At 43.2% G+C, this 20471-nt stretch carries 18 protein-coding genes; 7 read left to right on the plus strand and 11 right to left on the minus strand.

Annotated features, from left to right (window positions below):
• Positions 1-92: 92 nt before the first annotated feature.
• Positions 93-539 carry a hypothetical protein gene (locus HY063_15215; GenBank protein MBI3503135.1) on the minus strand — a complete coding sequence of 149 codons (447 nt, stop codon included), beginning with the start codon at positions 537-539 and terminating at the stop codon, positions 93-95.
• Positions 540-660: 121 nt separating this feature from the next.
• On the opposite strand from HY063_15215, the gene HY063_15220 reads away from it, so the two are divergent.
• Positions 661-3207, plus strand: coding sequence for a gliding motility-associated C-terminal domain-containing protein (locus HY063_15220; GenBank protein MBI3503136.1), 2547 nt, complete (start codon positions 661-663; stop codon positions 3205-3207).
• 39 nt (positions 3208-3246) lie between these two features.
• On the opposite strand, the gene HY063_15225 is transcribed toward HY063_15220, so the two are convergent.
• From HY063_15225 to HY063_15260, 8 genes are all read right to left on the minus strand, one after another.
• On the minus strand, positions 3247-3495 hold the full coding sequence (locus HY063_15225; protein ID MBI3503137.1) for a hypothetical protein: 249 nt from the start codon (positions 3493-3495) through the stop codon (positions 3247-3249).
• On the minus strand, positions 3492-3707 hold the full coding sequence (locus tag HY063_15230) for a hypothetical protein (protein ID MBI3503138.1): 216 nt from the start codon (positions 3705-3707) through the stop codon (positions 3492-3494). The genes HY063_15225 and HY063_15230 overlap by 4 nt, the downstream gene beginning before the upstream one ends.
• 341 nt (positions 3708-4048) lie before the next feature.
• Entirely contained in the window at positions 4049-4873 is an 825-nt protein-coding gene (locus tag HY063_15235) for a T9SS type A sorting domain-containing protein (GenBank protein MBI3503139.1), read from the minus strand.
• Positions 4874-5009: 136 nt separating this feature from the next.
• Entirely contained in the window at positions 5010-5861 is an 852-nt protein-coding gene (locus HY063_15240) for a T9SS type A sorting domain-containing protein (protein ID MBI3503140.1), read from the minus strand.
• Between the two features lie 13 nt (positions 5862-5874).
• On the minus strand, positions 5875-6177 hold the full coding sequence (locus tag HY063_15245; protein MBI3503141.1) for a hypothetical protein: 303 nt from the start codon (positions 6175-6177) through the stop codon (positions 5875-5877).
• Between the two features lie 187 nt (positions 6178-6364).
• The gene (locus tag HY063_15250) at positions 6365-7123 is read right to left on the minus strand and encodes a hypothetical protein (protein MBI3503142.1); all 759 of its coding nucleotides are present in this window, start codon (positions 7121-7123) and stop codon (positions 6365-6367) included.
• 337 nt (positions 7124-7460) lie between these two features.
• Complete coding sequence (locus HY063_15255) at positions 7461-8870, minus strand: T9SS type A sorting domain-containing protein (protein MBI3503143.1); 1410 nt, start codon at positions 8868-8870, stop codon at positions 7461-7463.
• 71 nt (positions 8871-8941) lie between these two features.
• Entirely contained in the window at positions 8942-10579 is a 1638-nt protein-coding gene (locus HY063_15260; GenBank protein MBI3503144.1) for a tail fiber domain-containing protein, read from the minus strand.
• A gap of 197 nt (positions 10580-10776) precedes the next feature.
• Between HY063_15260 and HY063_15265 the strand changes: the two genes are divergently transcribed.
• Entirely contained in the window at positions 10777-12264 is a 1488-nt protein-coding gene (locus HY063_15265; protein MBI3503145.1) for a hypothetical protein, read from the plus strand.
• Positions 12265-12276: 12 nt separating this feature from the next.
• Here the strand turns inward: HY063_15265 and bamA are convergent, their stop codons facing one another.
• Positions 12277-14940, minus strand: coding sequence for an outer membrane protein assembly factor BamA (bamA, locus tag HY063_15270; GenBank protein ID MBI3503146.1), 2664 nt, complete (start codon positions 14938-14940; stop codon positions 12277-12279).
• Positions 14941-15063: 123 nt separating this feature from the next.
• Positions 15064-15807: an isoprenyl transferase gene (locus tag HY063_15275; GenBank protein ID MBI3503147.1), complete on the minus strand. Its 744-nt coding sequence runs from the start codon at positions 15805-15807 to the stop codon at positions 15064-15066.
• 110 nt (positions 15808-15917) lie between these two features.
• On the opposite strand from HY063_15275, the gene HY063_15280 reads away from it, so the two are divergent.
• The 5 genes from HY063_15280 (at position 15918) to HY063_15300 (ending at position 20326) form a co-directional block, all read left to right on the plus strand.
• The gene (locus tag HY063_15280) at positions 15918-16133 is read left to right on the plus strand and encodes a hypothetical protein (GenBank protein MBI3503148.1); all 216 of its coding nucleotides are present in this window, start codon (positions 15918-15920) and stop codon (positions 16131-16133) included.
• A gap of 28 nt (positions 16134-16161) precedes the next feature.
• The gene (locus tag HY063_15285) at positions 16162-16719 is read left to right on the plus strand and encodes a hypothetical protein (protein ID MBI3503149.1); all 558 of its coding nucleotides are present in this window, start codon (positions 16162-16164) and stop codon (positions 16717-16719) included.
• The gene (locus tag HY063_15290) at positions 16716-17153 is read left to right on the plus strand and encodes a hypothetical protein (GenBank protein MBI3503150.1); all 438 of its coding nucleotides are present in this window, start codon (positions 16716-16718) and stop codon (positions 17151-17153) included. The genes HY063_15285 and HY063_15290 overlap by 4 nt, the downstream gene beginning before the upstream one ends.
• 13 nt (positions 17154-17166) lie before the next feature.
• Positions 17167-17976, plus strand: coding sequence for a T9SS type A sorting domain-containing protein (locus tag HY063_15295; protein MBI3503151.1), 810 nt, complete (start codon positions 17167-17169; stop codon positions 17974-17976).
• A 163-nt stretch (positions 17977-18139) separates the two neighbouring features.
• The gene (locus HY063_15300) at positions 18140-20326 is read left to right on the plus strand and encodes a hypothetical protein (protein MBI3503152.1); all 2187 of its coding nucleotides are present in this window, start codon (positions 18140-18142) and stop codon (positions 20324-20326) included.
• The last annotated feature ends 145 nt before the right edge of the window (positions 20327-20471 follow it).

Below are 20471 nucleotides of genomic sequence, written 5' to 3' on the forward strand. Positions count from 1 at the left end.
ATGATGTAGTGTTAATGTTCGGTAATAACTCGCCACGAGTTATTCTGAACATTAATACTGTTGCTCTAAAACAAAAAATGTAACTTTAAACTCTAAACCAAAAATCGCCTTGTTGCGCTAAGGCCTTGAATGCACCACAGGTAATTATAATTGAAAGTTTCCTCTGCAAGTTTTTCCGCTTTGTCAAGAATTTTCTTTGCCGGTTTGAACAGCCGCTTTGCTTTCAGCAGTTCGATGCGCTGAAGGAGCCGCTGCAATTTTATGTCGGCTGAGTAATCGGAATAATGATGTTCGAGGAACCGGAGCAGTGCCTCTTGAAGGTAACTTTTAATGCGTTTCAGGTTTTTCAGCGCTCCCTGACGATGTAACATTGCGCCCAGTTTTCTTTCATCGTATTGTTCAAGGGAGTTGATGCAGTCAAACAGCCGGATGAATCCCGCGTTCTCCTGCTTTCCCTGGTAAAATAATTTAAAGTGCCGTTTTTCCTGGCTGGAAAGAGAATGAATCAAGTGAAAAAGTTCATCTGAAGGTGTTTTCATATATCAGTGCAAAAGGAAACACCGCGAATATATGAATGTTTTCTTAAAGGTATCTTTTGAACAACTTTGATTTGTATTGCAAGCCGCCTCTGCTTACTTTTGAATCATAAAACTTTCAGATATGAAAAAATATTTTTTACTCACCTCCGCTTGTCTCCTTGTTTCTTATTTTATTTCCGCTCAGGTTTGGAATGATGAAATAATTTTCCGCATGGAAATGAAAAACCAGGGAATGACAGAGGAAATGATAAACCAGGCGGTGAATGAGCACACCCAATTTTTAAAAGAAGGAAAAACTATTTCCACTCCTGCTCAGTTTAAAAATAATTTCATTCCTGTTCCCAATGCCGTGTGCAGCGATTTAGGCGTGGAGAACGGATGGGGCGCCTGGCAGGCGTTCCAGGGGAAAAATATTCAGGGCGGAGGATTGTCGCTTGCGCCAACTTCGCCTGTTTCTCCGCGCTTCACTCTGATGAGCGGAAACGGAATTGATGCCTGCACACCCGGTCCGCTTGCCGGCTCTCCCGTCATTACTGAAGTGGCTCCGGGTTTTGGAAACTATACCATCCGCCTTGGCGAGCCGAATACAAACGGAGTTCAGGGCGGCTGCTGCAACACGGTTACCGCTGGATGTGCCGAGCAGTTAATTTATCCGCTGAGCGTGACTGCGCAGGATACAAATTTTGTTTACTCGTATGCCATTGTGATTGAGAACCCGCAGAACGGGCATCTTGTTTCGGAAGCGCCTTATGCCGAAATTTATATTCTGGATTCCAAAGGCGACACGGTGCCGTGCAGCCATCACAAGTACATGGGAAATGTTTTGGATTCATCCGTTGCGCCCGGAATGTATCGTGGCGGCTGCGCGAGCACTTATATTCCCGCCTGGAAAGATATTACCTACAAGCCATGGACCATTGAAGGAATAAATTTATCGGCTTATGTGGGGCAGGCGCTCACCGTTGTGCTCACGAATGCCGATTGCCAGCAGGGCGGGCATTTTTGCCATTCGTACTGGGATTTTTCCTGCGGAATAATTAACGGAACAAAAACGTTGAACTGCAACGCTGCGGTGCAGGATACTTTTTGCGCCCCGGGTTCTGACCCCAGCAATCCCTATACCTACGCATGGACTCAAAACGGAAATGCTGCCGTAATCGGAACTTCGCAATGTTTGATTGCCACCGTGAATCCTAACGATACTTTTTATGTGGAGGTGCAGCAGCAATCGGGCTGCCCGTTTCATTTGATTTATGTTCCGAACACGCAGCAGGTCAGTCCTGCGTTTTCCACTTCGGGAAATTGTTCCTCCCTATCCTTTACCGATAACACTGCTTCCAATCCTGCGTGGACTATTGCTTCGTGGAACTGGAGTTTTCCCGGAGGAAATCCTTCTTCGTCCACATTGCAGAATCCCGGACCCATTATTTTTCCTGCGGGAACGTATACCATAACGCTGACTGTTACAACCAATACCGGCTGCACGGGAACGGTTCAGCAGGTTATCACTTTCGGAACGCCTCCGACTATTTCGGTTACGAGTTTTTCTTCCTGCTCCAGCGCAAACAACGGAAGCGCCTCTGCAATTGTTTCCGGTGGAAGCAGCCCTTATACCTATAACTGGTCGCCTGCGGCAGGAAGCAATTCATCGGTTTCAGGATTGGCGGGCGGAACTTATACGGTGCTTGTGACTGATGCAAACGGATGCGCAACTTCTGCAACCACTACGGTTTCTGTTTCTCCTCCTCCCGTTGCTTCGGCAACTTCGGCAACTGTTTGCGCAGGACAAAATGCAATTCTTACTGCGAGCGGTGGCGGCAATTATTTATGGAGCAATGGAGCAACCGCTTCTTCCATTACTATTTCTTCTGCCGGAAATTATTCCGTAATTGTTTCGGTGGGCTCGTGTGCCGATACCGCCTATAGTTCCGTAATGGTTACTCCTTCGCCTTCGGTGAATCTCGGAAACAATCAAACGCTTTGTGACGGACAAAATTTTATGCTCAATGCAGGCAATGCGGGCGCGGGCTATTTATGGAGCACGGGTGAAACTTCGCAGACAATTTCGGTTTCGGGAGCGGGAACTTACTGGGTGATTGTGGCGTTGAATAATTGCCTGGCGAAAGATACGGTGCAGACATTCATTGCTCCGAAGGTGCATCTTTTTGATTCATCGCTTTGCACGGCTTCGCCCATTGTGCTTGATGCGGGAAGCAATGCTTCTTCGTATAGTTGGAGCAATGGCGCTGCCACGCAAACCATTTCGGTTAGTGAAGCGGGAAATTACTGGGTTCAGGCAAGTTTTGGAAACTGCGTTTCGTCCGATACGGCAAAAATCACCGGCATGGAAGGAGGAGCGGGCGCGCTCTATGTTCCAAACGCATTTACTCCGAATGGCGATCGCCTGAATGAAATTTTCCTGGCGAAAGGGGAAGGAATCACATCCTTTGATATGAAAATTTTTGACCGCTGGGGAAATTTAATTTTTGCTTCCGCCAATATGAAGGAGGGATGGGATGGAAAAATTCAGGGCGGGCATTATTTGCTGAAAGAAGATGGAAGCGAACCCGCGCAGGAAGATGTTTACATCTGGAAAATTAATTATACCACGCAGTGTTTTCCTGCAAAAGAGATGCGCGAGACGGGGCAGGTGAGCATTGTGAAGTAAAATGGAAGGCGATATACGAATAGCGTTGACGAGGCAGTATTATTTATAATGATTTGTAATTTGAAAAACTTCCGCTTCTCCTTGAGGAGTAATGAAAAACAATGCCCTATACTTTGAATCAAGACGGAAAGAATAAATTCCGCGCCAATGCGGCTCAAGGATTTCGGTATTTAAAGAAGGGTGGCGGATATTTATTTCAAACAGGCGAACAGATTTTTCCCATTTCTTTTGAAGATGATGCTTGTGAATGTATTCAAGCAAATCATTCCGCAGAGATTTTATTTTCATCGTTTGACGTACGATGATTTTTTCAACCCCGCTTCAAGGTCTGAAAGGAATGCTTCAGAATATAATTTTGTTTTACGGAAATCTTCAACCACTGCTTCCGCTGAATCAGTGATAACAGATTCGAATATGCGCCCTGCCAGCTTTTGAAATGCTTTGGCTTGCTTGCGAAGCTTTTGATATTCATCTCGGGATATTACAACGGTTGAACTCATAGAGTATATAGATTTATATTGTTCAACAAAAATACGAATTTATTCCCTGTTTACCATTTTGAATGCAGAACAAAAAAATAATTCATTTCGCAGCCGAGTATCCGTTTCGGGACTCGGATTAGTTATACGCAGTGTCCCTTTCAGGAGACACTGCTGCGAATGAAGCATTGTGAAATAAAATGGAAGGCGATATACGAATAGCGTTAACAAATGCGCATATACGAATATCACTTTACTACAATCATCTTCTTACTCCCCACACTTCCTTTGCTCGTTTGCAAAAAACTCACCCTGTCCTTCGGACATCCCTCTCTATCAGATAGAGAGGGAATGAGGGTGAGTTATTTCACCACCACCATCTTCTTGCTCCCCACACTTCCTTTACTTGTTTGCAGTTGGTAAAAATAAGTTCCCGCTTGCAGTTGCGTGTTATCAAGCAGTAAATCATTAAAAGTATCATCCACTTTGTAGCGTTTTACCTCTGCGCCTTGCGTGTTGTATAAAATTATTTCTCCCTCGCGCTCTCCTTTTGGCAACTCATATTGCAGGGTTGCTTTGCCGGTGCTGGGGTTTGGGTAAAGGTTGCCTAAGCCCTGCGCCTGCATAAGCGCGGCATTGCCCTCTTGTATGCCGCTGCTTAATGTGCCGGGTAAGCCAAATACTTTTGCCTGCCCGTTAGGGCAACTTAAAATCATTTTTGTCCCAAAAGAGGTATTGTAAATTGGTAATTGTTGTTGCTCATAATTTGTTTTTATCCAAGCTAAACTTGTATCTGAAAAAAGCAAAGTACCATCTTCATTATATATGCCTGTATAAAAACCTCCCGAAACAGGAGTATCATACATAAATTCGATTTTATCATCCAAATTAAACAGATGTTCTGACAAATAAAGAACATCGAAAACACCACTTGGCGTTGGAACGCCAGCAAGAGAAATGGTTTTGACTAAAGAATGATTCATATCATAAATATCAATTACCGCCTGAGCCCTGTTGACTTTAACATAGTGCTCTCCTGAAACTTCAAATTTTATTATCATTAACTGACTGCCTTTACTACTCGGAACATTCCATGTTGCTGCACTATCGTAAATGTGTTCCAGAGTTATCTGCGCTTGTGTATTTGTTGCAAACGCGATAAGAGATATAATAATATATTTTTTCATGTTAAATGTGTTTTTGTAATTTTTATTTTACTACAATCATCTTTTTCGCTCCCACACTTCCCTTACTCGTTTGCAAAAAACTCACCCTGTCTTTCAGACATCCCTCTCTTTCTGAAAGAGAGGGAATGAGGGAGAGTTATTTGATTACCACCATTTTTTTTGTTCCCACACTTCCCTTGCTTGTTTGCAGTTGATAAAAATAAGTTCCCGCAGGCAGTTGCGTGTTATCAAGCAGTAAATCCTTAAAAGTATCATCTACTTTGTAGCGTTTTACCTCTGCGCCCTGTGTGTTGTATAAAATTATTTCTCCCTCGCGCTCGCCTTTGGGCAACTCATATTGCAGTGTTACTTTGCCGGTGCTGGGGTTTGGGTAAAGGTTGCTTATTGCGCCCTGCGCCTGCATGAGCGCGGCATTGCCCTCCTGTATGCCTGCGCTTAATGTGCCAGGCAAAGAAAATACTTTTGCCTTAAAACTACTTAAAGTACTTCCCTTATAACTTAAAATCATTTTTGTGCCTTGCGTAGTATTATAAATAGGATATTGCTGCGAAGGGAAATTAATCAAAATTTCCGCAATAGCAGTGTCAGAAAAAATCAAAGTGCCATCGTCATTATATATTCCGGTATAAATATAAGGCGGAGTAGATGTTTGATCTGACGTGTACATAAATTCAATTCCAGGGTCAGTATCAAACAATGATTCTGAAAGATATAGTATGTACAGATTTGGCGACCCGGGAAAACCTGAAAGGTCAATTGTTTTAAGTAAAACATGATTCAAATCATATATAGATATTTTTTCTCCGTGCCTGTTTATTTTAACATATCTGTCTCCTGAAACTTCAAAATGTACTAACTCCAATTGGTCGCTTAAGGCTGGGCTTCCACTTTTAAAAGTGGAAGCAGTATCGTAGGAATGTTCCAAAGCAATCTGTGCATTTGCATTTATACTATATGCAAGCAAGATAATGTATATGATTTTTTTCATAGTAGTAGTTTTATTAGTTTGTGTAAAGATAAATATTTTTGAGATAAATAAAAAAAGCCAATCTGCAGGTCTCACGCCAAGTCATGCAGGGAAAATCATTTTCCCTGCAAGTCCGTTTGTTGTCCTTACAGGGATGGCGTTTTCGCTGCAAGTCCGTTTGCTGTCCTTGCATGGATGGCGTTTTCCCTGCAAGTCCGTTTGCTTTCCTTGCAAGTCCGAGTGTTTTCCCTGCAAGTCCGTTCGCTTTCCTTGCAGGGATGGCGTTTTCGCTGCAAGTCCGTTCGCTGTCCTTGCAGGGATGGCGTTTTCGCTGCAAGTCCGTTCGTTTTCCTTGCAAGTCCGAGCGTCATTCCTGTATGTCTGTTCATCATTCATCGCAAAACCATTGTTTTTTATGTGCAGATAACGAATTGTTACGAATCTTTGAATAACTGCTATTGTATTCCTGCCCGTTCCGCAGGCGGGCATTCGAAGATTCGCAGTTGTTCGTTATCCGTACCTCTCTACATGACTCCCGTATAAAGAAAATCCGTCCACAGATAAGGGTCTGCATTGGTGTGGCTGTAAACCGGATGTTTCGCCTTGTTTGCCGGAACGGAAGAGGCGGCTTTGCTGGTTTGCGTAGTTGCCGCGCTGGTTTTTTTTGTATGCGAAACAGGAAGAATGCTGGTGTGCTGAATGCCCACGATGCTGCCGCTGGCAAGGTCGGAAATAATAATGTCGGCTTCGAGGGTGAAGCGAAGAATAACGATTACAGGCGGTGTGCCTTTTTGCGTGGTGATTCCATACCTCCATATATGACCTTCATTTCCTTTCTTTGCTTTTTTCACGCGGTAATGCTCCCAGCCCGGTCCGCTGTCCACCAGTTCAAAATCGCGCGGGTGCAGTTCGGGTTTCTTTTTTAATTTATAGCCGGTTCCGAGAATAAGCCCTTCGGCTTTTTTTTCATCGCCCGCGCCAAGAGTGTTAGCCACATCTTCTACATAATGCCCGTTGGAAGTGAGCGAGAGCATGAGCGCGGTTGCCTGCTGCTGCATCTGGTTGGTGAGGGTTTCTGATTTATCACCCCCGGCAATCAGTTTAAGCGTGGCGCGCAGGTTAACCACTTGCGTATTTACAGTAGAGAGCGGCACCAGCGGACTGGGAAAATTAGTGTTGCCGGTGAGTCCCTGCACGGTGCCATCGCCAAAAGTGGCGAGTTTGCTTGCATCCATTTCTCTGAATTCGAACGATACTTTTGCTTTTCTGATGATGAGTTTCATAAGTGGTCGGTTTTAGTGAGTGTAAAATTTATTTTGTACAAAACTAACCTTGCCTGCCGGAATGAACAAGAAAAAACGACTGTACTTAAATTACACGGGCAGAAAGAAAAGTTAATAACTGCGCGTTTGATTTCATAGCGGAAACCATATAACTTCATGTACTTTGATTACACGAGTTGAAAGATGTTACTAACTTTTTAAAGGAATGAGTGCAAAAAAATGACAGCAAAGCGGGAGAAAAAATTATTCAAGGTGCATAAAACAAAAATCCCCCGCGCTGTCATGATGGCGAAGGGGAGTTTTTTGCTGCTTCTGTTCAAACAATGGAACAGGGAGATTATCTTGCCAAAATTATTTTCTTTGAAATGATTGCTTCTCTTGTAATGATTTGTCCGCCAGAGGACGGATTCGTCCATTTGGCGAACAGAAAATAAATTCCCGCGGGCTGAGTACTTAAATCAATTTCTGATTTTTCATTTTGAAATTTTTGAGAAAGAATTTTTTCTCCAAGAGTGTTTGTTAGTATAATTGCATATTCTTTTTCTTTACTTTCAATAGTGAATGTTTCGGCAGATGGATTTGGATAAATGGAAATATTTTCTAAAACTTCTTCATTCTCTTCTGCTGATGAAATATTACATAATCCGATAACTTGCTCTGGAATTGAATCATTCAAGGTTGTTCCATTGCCTAATTGTCCGTAGCCATTGTAACCGCAAGCCCAAACTGTGCCATCGTTTTTTAGAAAAAGAGAATGGATATTTCCTGATGCTATTGCAACAATGCCTGTTAAACCCAACACCTGAGCAGGTGTTGGATGTGGATTTGCATCTGCACTTCCATTACCCAATTGCCCGTATTGATTATTGCCACAAGCCCAAACTGTGCCATCGTTTTTTAAAAAAAGGCTGGTTTCGTGTTTTGATGCTACTGCAATAATTCCTGTAATACCCTGCACTTGAACAGGAGTAGTTTTCGTAACGGTTGTTCCATCTCCAAGTTGTCCGCGTGTATTATCACCACAAGCCCAAACTGTACCATCACTTTTGAGAAAAAGTGAATGACTATTTCCTGCTCCAACTGCTGTAATGCCATTTAAAACTGCTGATTTAACAGGAACCAATTTATTGGAAGATGTAAATCCTAATCCAAGTTGACCAACATTATTTGCTCCGCAAGCCCAAACCGTGCTGTCATTTTTAAGAAAAAGTGAATGATAAACCCCGCCTGCTGCCGAAATAATTCCTGTTAAGCCCACTACCTGAACGGGCGAATGCCTATCTGTTGCTGTTCCATCACCAAGTTGACCAGCACCATTAAAACCGCAAGCCCATGCTGTTCCATCGCTTTTTATAAAAAGAGATTGATTGCATCCGCTTGCCATTATTGCAATAATGCCTGTTAAGTTAGATACCTGAACAGGCATTAACTGGTTTGTGCTTGTACCATCGCCAAGTTCGCCTTCCCCATTATATCCGCAAGCCCAAACGGTACTATCGTTTTTCAGAAAAAGAGAATGGATGCTGCCACCTGCTACAGCAATTACACCTATTAAACCCATTACCTGAACCGGAGTTGACCGGGGAGTAGTTGTTGCATCTCCAAGCGAGCCATAGGTATTTGCTCCCCATGAGCGCGCTGAATTATTTGAACAAAGTGATAAAGAATGTTCGGTACCGCATGAAATTGTTTGAGTATTTCCAATTCGACATAATACTAATAAAGAAATCAGTAATTTTGTTTTCATATATGTAAAGATAAAAAGAAAAGGCGGACTCTGAAAACAGAATTGCCGCCTTTGAATATTTAAGTATAAAATTAATTATTCTTAATCATCTTTTTTGTGTCCACCACTTTTCCGTTTATAATAAGAGAATAAGAATAAAAACCTGAAGAAAGATTCACAGTTGAAACATTCAACTGTCCCATTCCTTTTTCTTCCACTTTAAATTCTTTCAATTTATTTCCGAACTCATCAAGGAAAATTATTTGTGCATTGCTGTTATCGGATACAAAATATTTGATGGTTGTTCCATCGCCAAAAGGATTCGGTGCATTTTGATAGAGCATTGCATTGTTTGCAAGTTCAATCTGACTGACCGTTGCATTTTTTCCTTGCGCGTCATTATTCATTGTGCGTTGAGAACTTTTTGCGTTTGATAAACTATCAACTTTATGACTTAATTCCTGCACTGCTTTGATTAGCGGCACAACAAAATCGCTATAATTTAAGCCGCACATGCCGCCCAAGGCGCAAGCGCTGACAACTCCGCTAAAATCATAATTGATTTTCTTTGCAGCAGAGTCAACCTGCTGTGCAATTAAGCCCGAGTAAGTAATTTTTTCTTTATCATATTTTCCATCCCAGTAAGAAGTATCAACAACTTCTTTAGTTACTGCTGCGGTAAAAATTCCATTAGCAGTATCATTTACAGCCGGACTGATTTCAATAACTCTTTTTGGATATCCAAGTATATTATTCATTTTATGAATATCATAATTAAAAGAAACCGGCTTCAATAAATTAATAAAAGCAAGTCCCGGAATATTTTCCTTGATATTGTTTTTAACGCGCCTGTCGCTGCATGATGTAATTGAAGTTGCGCCACAATAGAGCGTTGTGGTGCTGGTATTTCCTAATTGTACCTGATTGCTGCCGGTTAAACAACTGCCGGATGAATTGCCCAATGCAACATCATTTGTCCAAGTAGTGGAAGAAACATTTGCGCCATAACCTATAATGGTATTACTTCCATTTGTAACAGGTGTTTGCCCTGCCGCTGCACCCACTACTACATTATGCGTTGCGGTTGTAATTCCATTTCCTGCCTGAAAACCTACAATGCAATTATCGGCTCCGGTTGTATTTACATCGGCTGCCTGATAACCCATAAAAACATTTTCGCCTCCGCTTGTGTTTGCAAGGCCTGCTTCAGAACCTATAAAAGTATTGAAACCGATTGTGTTCACAAGCCCAGCCTGATAACCCACAAAACAATTATTGCCGCCTGTTGTAATGGCATTTCCGGCTTTGTAGCCGAAAAAAGAATTATTACTATTGTTGTTGCCTGCTACTCCTTGCCCCGCACCATATCCACAAGAAGTATTATTGTTTCCTGTGGCATTATTAAAACCTGCCGCTAATCCTACAGCAATATTTTGCGCTCCAGATGTATTTGCATTTCCTGAATTATGCCCGAAAAAAGAATTACCGCTACCTGTGCTAATGGCAGTTCCGGCTTGATAGCCATATGAACTATTTCCTGTTCCGCTCATAGCTGCAGCGCCTGCTCCGCATCCAACAGAAGTATTGTTTACTCCTCCATCATTTGCTCCACTAGTACATGAATTTGTCATTCCACCACTGCCTTTAGTTTGTCCCTGCGCATTAAACGCAACCATTGCTCCTGCAATTACCATTGCAAAGAAAATGGATTTCATTTTTGTTGTTTTCATTGTAATTGTTTTATATTGATCTTTTGTTTTACATAAAACTAAGCCGCCTTTTTATAATAAAGAAGAAAAAACGCGTTATCCTGAATTACATTGGCAGAAAGAAAAGTTAATAACTGCGCCTTTGATTTCATAGCGGAAACCATATAACTTCATGTACTTTGATTACACGAGTTGAAAGATGTTACTAACTTTACGGAATGAAAGCGATAAGAAACATTGCCACGTTGCTGAAAAAGCACGAAGCGCAGCGGTTTATAAATTATTTATACCCGCAGCAAAAGCCGGATAAAACGCTTGAACTCTTCCGCCTGCTGCGCGCGCATAAGAGAAAAAAAATAAGCGTTCAGGAAATGCAGGAGTTCGGGAAAAAAATCTATCCCATTGCCGGTCGGGATTTGAAATCCCGACCAACAAACCGCCTCGATGTATTGCACCACCGCCTGCGCGAAGACGTGCTTGATTTTTTAACCAGCAATTCATTTCTGAAAAACCACCCCGTGCTTGAGCCGCTTCATGCCGCGCAGGTGGAAATAAAAAAGAAATGGGCGCAGCAGTATATTCTCCGCTTCACGGGCAGAACAGGAGAACCTGCCGATTCATTGCTTGATGAAGCCATTGCGCTGGCAAAAAAATATGAATACTATAATGAACTGATTAAACTGATTCAGACAAGGCGGCTGGAAAGGGCGTACCGTTTTGGCGAGCGCGAATTGAACAAAACCACCGCAGAAATAAAGCGCTATGAAAAATGCGAGCGGGCGGTGCGCAGGGCAAATGAAATTTATTACCGCATACTCATCTGGCAAAAATTCCATGCGAATCCTGACAAGAAGAAATTGCGTGCCTACGAAAAAAAAGTAATAAAGGAATTACACCGGCTGCATGCGCAAACCAAGGCATCGGAGGTATTGTATTTTCTGAGGTACATTGAAATAGATTTTTACCAGCAGCGGCAGCAATATGACAAAGCAAGGGAAGCGTGCATCCAACTGTTGAATATAGTTTATCATTACCCTGCCGTGCAAACCCGCCCGCGTTTCGATTATGTATTCGGCAATCTCGCCCAATGCCATGTGTACGAAGGCGATTATTCCAAAGCGCTGGATGCATTAAGCGAGATACATTATTTGACCCATCAGCCGCTCGACTGGGCGGAAAGCAAAGAAATGGAAACGCGGATTTTATTTTATCAGAGAAAATATCAGGAAGCCATGCGCCTGCTTAATAAAATAATTAAAAAACTTCCGGAAGATGCCGAGCCGGTTCGCGTATCGCGCCTTCACTTCATCCGCGCCTGCATTTTATTCGCGCAGGAAAACAAGGAAGCGGCAAAAAAAATTATGGAACGCAAATTATATATACGGAAAGATAAAACGGGCTGGAACATTGCCGTGCGCATGCTGGAACTTATGCTGCTAACGGAAGAAAAGAGCGTTCGCTCATTCCGCATGGCAAAACACCTGAAAAAATTTCTGCTGACACAGGAAAAAAAATCCACACGTGATACGATGCTCGCTGCTTTGTTTTTTCAAATGAGCAAAAATAATTTTATGTTCCGCAATTATAAAGAGCAATTCCGCAGAACGCAAAAACTTTTTTCCATGCAAAAAGGCAAATACGCATGGAATCCCCTGGGACATGAACTGATTAAATATGATGCATGGCTGAAGAAAATTTATTCCTGATTCGCAGCGCATTTACAACTCACCGAGGTTATAGCCAATCGTAAAGTGGAACTGTGATTTCTGCATGCCGGTGCGGAAGGGCACATCGTCAAACCGCCAGCCATAATCAAAGCCCAGCATTCCGAACATGGGGAGGAAAAAGCGAATGCCCACTCCGGCAGAGCGCCTCACGTCAAAGGGCTTGAAATCGCGTATGCTTCCCCAGGAATTTCCGGCTTCGGCAAACACCAGCCCGAAAATAGTTGCCTGCGGATTGAGCGAAAGCGGATAGCGCAACTCAGCCGTGTATTTTGCAATGCTCGATGCGCCCGGGTTGTTCTGCGGCTTGCTGAAATTATATACTTCGCCATCGTCATAGCCGCGCAGGGCAATAATTTCCCGTCCATCAAGGGGATTGTAGCCGGTGAGCCCGCTTCCTCCGAGATAAAACCGTTCAAAGGGAGTTAATCCCAGTTCTTTGTTGTAGAAGCCGAGAAATCCGTAACCGAAGCGGTTCATCAGCACTAATTTCCCGGTGAGTTTGATAAACCACTCCGAAGTTATTTTGAGTTTATAATATTCCAGCCAGTGGTATTTCTGCTGCGCGCTCATTTCGGAGAAGGCGGTGTCGGGGAAAAAATATTTCTTCAGCAGTTTGCCGGAAACAGGCAGCGTGCTTTGCGCGGAGAAAGTGAGTTTGGAGCAGGTGTAATTCTTTCCCGGGTAAATATTATCATCGAGGGCGTTCCGCGAAAGAGAATATTTAAAGTTAAGGTCATTGGCAAAGCCATTGGTGAAAGAGAACACGCTGCGGTAATTCTTCAGCACATAGTAGCGGTAATTGATTTCAAAGAGTTCGGAGAAAAAATCATCGGGCACTTTTTTTCTTCTTCCCAAGCCCACGTCCATTCCCCAAATGTTCAAATCGCCAAACTGCGGGTCGCTCTTGGTTCGCCCGTTGGTAATGCGGTTCACATAGGGAGTGATGCTGAGGGAGTTTGGTTTTTTTCCGCCCAGCCACGGCTCGGTGAACGACATGTTCAGCGATTGATAGTAACGTCCGTTCGATTGCCCGCGAACGCTCAGCCGCTGCCCATCACCCGAAGGAAGCGGCTGCCACGCGCCTTTCCTGAAAAAATTCTTTGCTGAAAAATTATTGAACGCCACTCCCATGGAACCCACCACGCGGTTCGCTCCAAAGCCGCCCGAGAGTTCCAATTGGTCGGATGATTTTTCTTCCACCTGGTATTCTATATCCACCGTTCCGTTTTCGGGATGGGGAATAGGGGTGACGCCCATTTTTTCCGTATCGAAATAACCGAGCACCGATAGTTCGCGCTGCGAGCGGATGACATCGCTTCTGCGGAACAATTGCCCGGGGCGCGTGCGTATTTCGCGCATGATAACGTGGTCGTTTGTTTTGGTGTTGCCTTTCACCGTTACTTTATTTATGGTTGCCTGCTTGCCTTCGTAAATTCGAATTTCAATGTCAATGGAATCGCCCACCACTAAAATTTCCACGGGTGTTACCTGGAAGAAAAGATAGCCGTCATCCATGTAAAGCGAACTCACATCGGTGGCGTTAGCGTTCATGGTAAGGCGCGAATCGAGCAGCGACTGGTTGAACACATCTCCTTTTTTTATGCCGAGCGCTTTGTCGAGTTCTCTGGTAGAGTATTTTGAATTTCCCACCCACGTAATGTTTCGGAAATAATATTTCTTGCCTTCGCTCACGTGAATGTCAATGGCAATGCGGTTGTTTTTCAAATCGCCTTCGCTGCGCTTTTTAATTAAATGCCCGAGGGAATAAAAAGCAATTCCGTTCTCAATCACTTTTCCATAGAGCGGAGCAACAAAATCGGGAAGTTCGGTTTCTTCTATGCTGTAAACCGGATAAATGGTATCGCTTGTAATTTTCGCATCGCGGAAACCTTTGGATAAATATTTATCAATGACTTTCTGCTTGTCGTCTTCGTATTTTGTTTCGAGCAGCGTGTGGGAATTGAAAATGGCATACCAGCGTTTTTGCTTGGTGTCTTTCATGGCGCGCCTCAAGGTTCCGCTGCTAACATTTTCATTTCCGAAAAAGTTCACGTCTCCGATTTTCACTTTTGAACCTTTGTTCACGCTGATGTAAAGAACCACGCTGTTGGCAAGTTCTTTGTCTTTTTCCTGCGAAACAATCACCGTGCAATTCTTGTAGCCCTTATCCCTGAAATGTTCGAGCGTACGGTTTTTTGTATTCACCAACACATTTTGGGTTACCACTTTTCCGCGGTTGAGGTCGAGTTTCTTTTTCAGGTCGTCAATTTCTCCTTTCTTCAATCCGTTGAAAGAAAATTTGGAAAGGCGCGGACGTTCTTTCACTTGTATTTCAAGAGTAATGGTTTTTCCCATTACCCTCGTAGCGACCACTTTTACATCTTCAAAAAATCCTTCCTTCCATAAATTTTTAATGGCGGAAGAAATGGATTCTCCGGGAATTTTTATTTTATCGCCCACATACAAGCCGGCAATGGAGAGCAGCACGCTGTTATCGAGCGAGCCGGCACCGGTAATGGTTATTCCGCCAATTTCATATTCTTTGGGATTGGAATAATCGAGCGTGAGCGAATCTTGTCCGGAAATTAATTGAGAAAAAGCAGAAGCAGAAAAAAGAAAACAGAAGAGAGAGGCGAGGAGAGTTGTTTTTTTCATAGACCTCACCCCCTTCCCCTCTCCTTGAAAAAGGAGAGGGGTGTCTGAAAGACGGGGTGAGGTTTTCAGTAACGACATTCCTTCAATTAAATTTTACTCTTCATTAACTTTGCACTTTAAACATTAAACCTTCACCTGCTCGCTTGTTTTCCCGAATCTTCTTTCGCGCTGCTGGTAATCGAGAATGGCTTCAAAAAAATCTTCCTTGCGGAAATCGGGCCATAACTTTTCAGTGAAGTACAATTCGGCATACGCAATCTGCCACAGCAGAAAATTGCTGACGCGCTGCTCCCCGCTGGTGCGGATGAGCAGTTCGGGGTCGGGAAAGTTGGGGGTTTTCAGATAGCGGGAAAAAACTTTTTCGTCAATATCTTTTTCTTTTAGTTTTTCTCTCTTTACTTTTGATGCAATCAGTTTTACCGCTTCCAGAATTTCCCACCTTGCACTATAACTCAGCGCGAGCACCAGCGTCATGTGTGTGTTGCCTGCGGTTTCCTGCATGGCGCTTAGCAGTTCGTTGCAGCAACTTTCGGGCAGCGTTTTTAAGTTTCCGATTGCGATTAGGCGTATTTTATTTTTGTTCAGCGTGGGCACTTCTTTATGAATGGTGCTTACGAGCAATGTCATGAGCGCGTCCACTTCTTCTTTCGGGCGGCTCCAGTTTTCGGTGGAGAAAGCATAGAGCGTGAGGTATTTTATTCCTATTTCTGCAGCGGCTTCGGTAATTTCGCGCACGGATTCCACGCCATGCTGATGCCCGAAAATGCGGTGTTCGCCCTGCTGTTTTGCCCAGCGCCCGTTGCCGTCCATGATAATTGCAACGTGGCGGGGGAGTTTATCTGCATCTATTTGTTCTTTCAGCGACATAGTAATTTTTAGCGGCAAAAGTAATGTAAAATGTTTCGCTCCCTGTTGTTTATATTTTTTTAACACATTTCTGATAAATATTTTTATCTTTGATTTCAAACCGAACTATCATGATGAAGAAAATAGTTGTCTCTCTTTTCTTTTTCACTCTTGTTTTTTTAGCAACTGAAAGTTTTGCGGGCGGTCCTCCCGGTCCTCCCACCGGTCCTCCTCCTTGCTGGCCTCCTCCGTGTTCCATTCCTCTCGATGGAGGCATCAGCATTTTGATTGCCGCAGGCGCAGCGCTGGGCGGAAAAAAATTATTCGATCTTAAGAAGAAAAAGTGATTCCACTTTTTTCTGTGTAATCTTTTTTATGAAAAAGTTTTTTCAGGAGCCGGTGGTAAGATTTTTATTCTTCGGCTTGGCGCTTTATCTTGGCTGGCTCGCAATATATGAATGGTGGATTCAGCCGATGCGGTGGGCGGATAATGCAGTTATCAGCAACACGCTTTTTCTCAGCCGGAAAATTCTCGGAGGATTCGGTTATGAAACTGCTTCGTGCAGCGAACGAATGATATGCCTGAAAGGAACTCCCGGCCTTTTCATGGGCGACAGTTGCAACGGCATTTCTCTTTTTGCGCTCTACAGCATTTTCCTCATCGCTTTTCCGGGGAAAATTATTTCCAAACTTATTTTTATTCCAGCGGGCATTGTATGCATTCACCTGTTAAATGTGTTTCGCGTGGTTTGTCTTTCGGTGATTGAAACGTATTCTTATTCCTGGACGGAATTTAACCACACCTACACCTTCACCATTCTGATTTACGTTTTTATTTTCGGAGCGTGGCTGTATTGGGTAAATAAATTTTCTTCAATCACCGGAAAACGCCCTTCGACTTCACTCAGGGAGACAACGAAAAATACGAAATGAGGAAAAAGAAACTCTTCATTGCGCTGCTGATTATTCTTACAATTGGTTTAGGATTTTTGCGAGATTATGTTTTTGTTCACATCAACGAAAAAACGGGTCAAGGATTGGCCGGGATTTCAAATCACGAACAGCGGGAACTTTTCATGTTGAAATGGCTGCTCACATTTGCTTTCGCGTTTTTATATTTCGGAGCCGCTGTTTTATTCCTGCATTTGCTTTTCAAAAAGAAAAAATATTTTCAACTCACCGCGCTTATTTATGCCGCACTTATCCTGATTTCTGTTTTTACTGGAGCAACAGGATATTTTTTTTTCTCCTTCGAAAAAGCGTATCCTTTTATACGCACCGTGATGGGAATCGCTCAATCGCCCATTGTGCTGATGATTCTGATTCCCGCCTGCCTTATAAATGAATCAAAACTTTTTATAAAATGATTACTTTTGCTTTATGAAAAAATTCCTTCTAATCCTTTTCGCATCGCTTGCCATGAATGTGCAGGCGCAGGTTAATTTTGAACATAATTATCCCAACTCAACTATTAATTATGCCGAATTCGGAATGACAAGGTTGGACAGTTCAACTTATATGTATTACCTGATAAATTACGACAGCACAAAATTCAGGTTGTACAATCTTAATCACTCTCTTTATCTCACCGTGCAGATTCCTGTTGCCTATATTTCTTACGATTATAATATTCAACATATCACAAAATCATTATTTGACTGCGATACCTCAAACATCGAATACTTGTTAGCGTACCACAGCGGAACTACCTACTATGTAAAAATATTCAGAACAGACGGAACACAGTTATTTTTTTCTGACAGCGCACAAGTTGTAAATTGTTTCGATTGTGCTTCTGTAGAAAATTATTATATCGTGAACACTCCTTTAGGTGCCAAAATGTTTTTGCAATATCCTAACGGATCCACTTCTGTATTCGGATTGTGCGGTACACTGCCTGTTGAAAATCACGAATACGGCACCATGGAAAATGGTTTTAAAATCTCCAATCCATATCCAAACCCAACAACGAATTCAACACGCATCAACTACCAATTGCCTCCGAATGTAAACCAGGGCGAAATTGTTTTTTATAATTTACAGGGGAGAGAAATTAAACGCTTTATGGTGGATAGAGCATTTGACCACCTGCTTATTTCCGCTGCCGACATTGCTGCAGGAACTTACATTTATCAGTTGCAAACCAACGCTCAAGCCAGCGCAAGCAAAAAAATAGTAGTAATAAAGTAATATTTCGGAGCAGATTACATGGTTGCCATCACACGCTATCTGTTGAAAAATATTTTTTCGTCTTCTTACTATTAAGCGATTTTTTGTTACTTTTAGAGTGTTGTTTTGCCATCCCCGTGAAACCGTTAATTGTTCTTTAACTGACAGGTTAAATTTTTTTTCTATGAAAAAGAAAACATTATGGAGCATGGGGATGTGTATTTTTTTCTGCTCCGGAAAAATTCTTTCACAGGGCATCGGCATCAGCAACAGTTCCATAACGCCTGATGCTTCTTCCATTTTAGAATTGCGTTCTACAACACAGGGTTTTTTACCTGTGCGAATGACCACCGCGCAGCGCGGTGCGATTGCATCGCCTGCAACCGGGTTAACCATTTTTAATACCAGCACTCTTCAATTTAATTTTTATGATGGAAGCGCGTGGCAAGTGCTTTTAGGAGGCGCTGGAAACGGAATAACTTCGCTAAATGGATTGACAGGAGCATCACAAACATTTACAAATGGAACAAACATCAGCATTACTTCTGCTGGAAGTGCGCACACTATTGGAATCACGGGAACAATTGGAGTAACCAATGGCGGAACAGGATTATCTTCTGTTGCACAAGGAGATTTACTTTACGGTTCGGCTGCGAATACAATTTCTGCTCTTGCAAAAAACACAACTGCGACAAGATATTTATCCAACACAGGCGCGAGCAATAATCCCGCTTGGACGCAAATAGATTTATCAAATGGCGTTACCGGAAATTTACCTGTAGGAAATCTGAATTCAGGAACGGGAGCATCCGCAACAACTTTTTGGACAGGCAATGGAACTTGGTCCACTCCTGCGGGAACTGGGGTAACATCTGTTACCGGTTCAGGAAATATTGCTTCGTCAGGTGGCACAACTCCTAATATTACATTCACTGGAACATTGCCTATAGCAAATGGCGGAACAAACTCATCAACAGCATTAAATAATAACAGAGTAATGATTTCTTCCGGAGGTACAATAGCAGAGCAATCTGCCCTTACGGCTTCTAAACCCATGCGAACTGATGCAAGCGGACTTCCGACAACAGGAAATACTGATTTGTCTTCGGAAGTAACCGGCAATTTGCCTGTAGGAAATTTGAATTCAGGAACATTAGCATCGGCAACCACATTTTGGAGAGGAGATGGAACCTGGGTAACCCCTGCAGGAACAGGAGTTACTTCCGTTACCGCTTCTTCGCCTTTATCTTCCAGCGGAGGAACTACTCCGAACATTACGATTACCAGTCCGCTGCCGGTTACCAATGGCGGAACAGCATTATCATCCGGAACTTCGGGAGGAATATTGGGATTTACCGCTGCAGGAACTTTAGCGTCATCGGCTCTTCTCACTGCAAATGCAATTATGATTGGCGGAGGAGCGGGAGCAACACCCGCTGTGCTGGGAAGTTTAGGAACAACCACAAGTGTTCTTCACGGAAACGCGGCTGGCGCGCCAACATTTAGTGCAGTAAGTTTGACAGCAGATGTTACCGGTATTTTGCCCGTTGCTAACGGAGGAACCGGTTCTGCCGCACAAAACTATGTTGACCTTACCACCGCACAAACGGCTGCTGGCGCTAAGACATGGAGTAATCTCGGAACATTCAATGCAGGTATAACTTCCATTGGCGCGGCAGTTAATTTGAATGCGAGTTCAAATTTTGCTGCTAATATAAATACCGGAACTTCTACAGGAGCCGTTTCGATTGGAAACAGTTCAAGCGGATTGATTTCGATTGCTTCGGGAGCGAGCGGAGTCAGCATCAACGATGCAATTAATAATCCCATTAACATAGGAACAAGCACTTCAACGGGAACAATTTCTCTTGGAGGAACAGGCGCACAAACAATAAGCATTGGAAACGGAGCCGCAGCAAAAACAGTGAACCTTGGAAGTTTAAACACAACGAGTACCACCACAATACTATCCGGTTCAGGAGCGGTAAATATAAATGCCAGCAACAATCAACCTACAAATATTAACACCGGAACTTCTACGGGAGTTGTGAATCTGGGCAACAGCACCGGATTAGGCGGCATAACTGTTGGAGGCGGAGCGGTGATAAAACAAATTTTATCTGCTACTGCTTCTCTGAATTTTCCGGCTACGGGTAATGGTGCTTCAAACACTTTAACAATGACTGTTGCAGGAGCAGCCGATGGGGACCCGGTTTTTGTTGGCGTTCCTAATTCCATGAATTTTATAAACGCTGCTTACTCCGCATGGGTTTCGGCAGCAAATACTGTTACCGTTCAGTTTTCAAACTTTGGAGGAGGAAATAAAAACCCCGGAATCGGCACAGTCAGAGCAACGGTGTTTCATTATTAAAGCGCACCTTATATGTTTACTGCTGTTTTTGAAAAATATACTATGATAACCTCACTCCCTTCCCCTCTCCTTGCACAAGCAGAGAGGGGTGTCCGCAGGACGGGGTGAGTTCCTGATGTGACAATGTTGGCGACTCACGTAATAG

Source organism: Bacteroidota bacterium, assembly GCA_016195025.1.
Lineage (GTDB): Bacteria > Bacteroidota > Bacteroidia > Palsa-948 > Palsa-948 > Palsa-948.

What these genes read in the sequence shown, in the direction of transcription:
- HY063_15215 (MBI3503135.1), bottom strand. Translation starts at nt 539, where the DNA reads ATGAAAACACCTTCAGATGAACTTTTTCACTTGATTCATTCTCTTTCC.
- HY063_15220 (MBI3503136.1), top strand. Translation starts at nt 661, where the DNA reads ATGAAAAAATATTTTTTACTCACCTCCGCTTGTCTCCTTGTTTCTTAT.
- HY063_15225 (MBI3503137.1), bottom strand. Translation starts at nt 3,495, where the DNA reads ATGAAAATAAAATCTCTGCGGAATGATTTGCTTGAATACATTCACAAG.
- HY063_15230 (MBI3503138.1), bottom strand. Translation starts at nt 3,707, where the DNA reads ATGAGTTCAACCGTTGTAATATCCCGAGATGAATATCAAAAGCTTCGC.
- HY063_15235 (MBI3503139.1), bottom strand. Translation starts at nt 4,873, where the DNA reads ATGAAAAAATATATTATTATATCTCTTATCGCGTTTGCAACAAATACA.
- HY063_15240 (MBI3503140.1), bottom strand. Translation starts at nt 5,861, where the DNA reads ATGAAAAAAATCATATACATTATCTTGCTTGCATATAGTATAAATGCA.
- HY063_15250 (MBI3503142.1), bottom strand. Translation starts at nt 7,123, where the DNA reads ATGAAACTCATCATCAGAAAAGCAAAAGTATCGTTCGAATTCAGAGAA.
- HY063_15255 (MBI3503143.1), bottom strand. Translation starts at nt 8,870, where the DNA reads ATGAAAACAAAATTACTGATTTCTTTATTAGTATTATGTCGAATTGGA.
- HY063_15260 (MBI3503144.1), bottom strand. Translation starts at nt 10,579, where the DNA reads ATGAAAACAACAAAAATGAAATCCATTTTCTTTGCAATGGTAATTGCA.
- HY063_15265 (MBI3503145.1), top strand. Translation starts at nt 10,777, where the DNA reads ATGAAAGCGATAAGAAACATTGCCACGTTGCTGAAAAAGCACGAAGCG.
- bamA (MBI3503146.1), bottom strand. Translation starts at nt 14,940, where the DNA reads ATGAAAAAAACAACTCTCCTCGCCTCTCTCTTCTGTTTTCTTTTTTCT.
- HY063_15275 (MBI3503147.1), bottom strand. Translation starts at nt 15,807, where the DNA reads ATGTCGCTGAAAGAACAAATAGATGCAGATAAACTCCCCCGCCACGTT.
- HY063_15280 (MBI3503148.1), top strand. Translation starts at nt 15,918, where the DNA reads ATGATGAAGAAAATAGTTGTCTCTCTTTTCTTTTTCACTCTTGTTTTT.
- HY063_15285 (MBI3503149.1), top strand. Translation starts at nt 16,162, where the DNA reads ATGAAAAAGTTTTTTCAGGAGCCGGTGGTAAGATTTTTATTCTTCGGC.
- HY063_15290 (MBI3503150.1), top strand. Translation starts at nt 16,716, where the DNA reads ATGAGGAAAAAGAAACTCTTCATTGCGCTGCTGATTATTCTTACAATT.
- HY063_15295 (MBI3503151.1), top strand. Translation starts at nt 17,167, where the DNA reads ATGAAAAAATTCCTTCTAATCCTTTTCGCATCGCTTGCCATGAATGTG.
- HY063_15300 (MBI3503152.1), top strand. Translation starts at nt 18,140, where the DNA reads ATGAAAAAGAAAACATTATGGAGCATGGGGATGTGTATTTTTTTCTGC.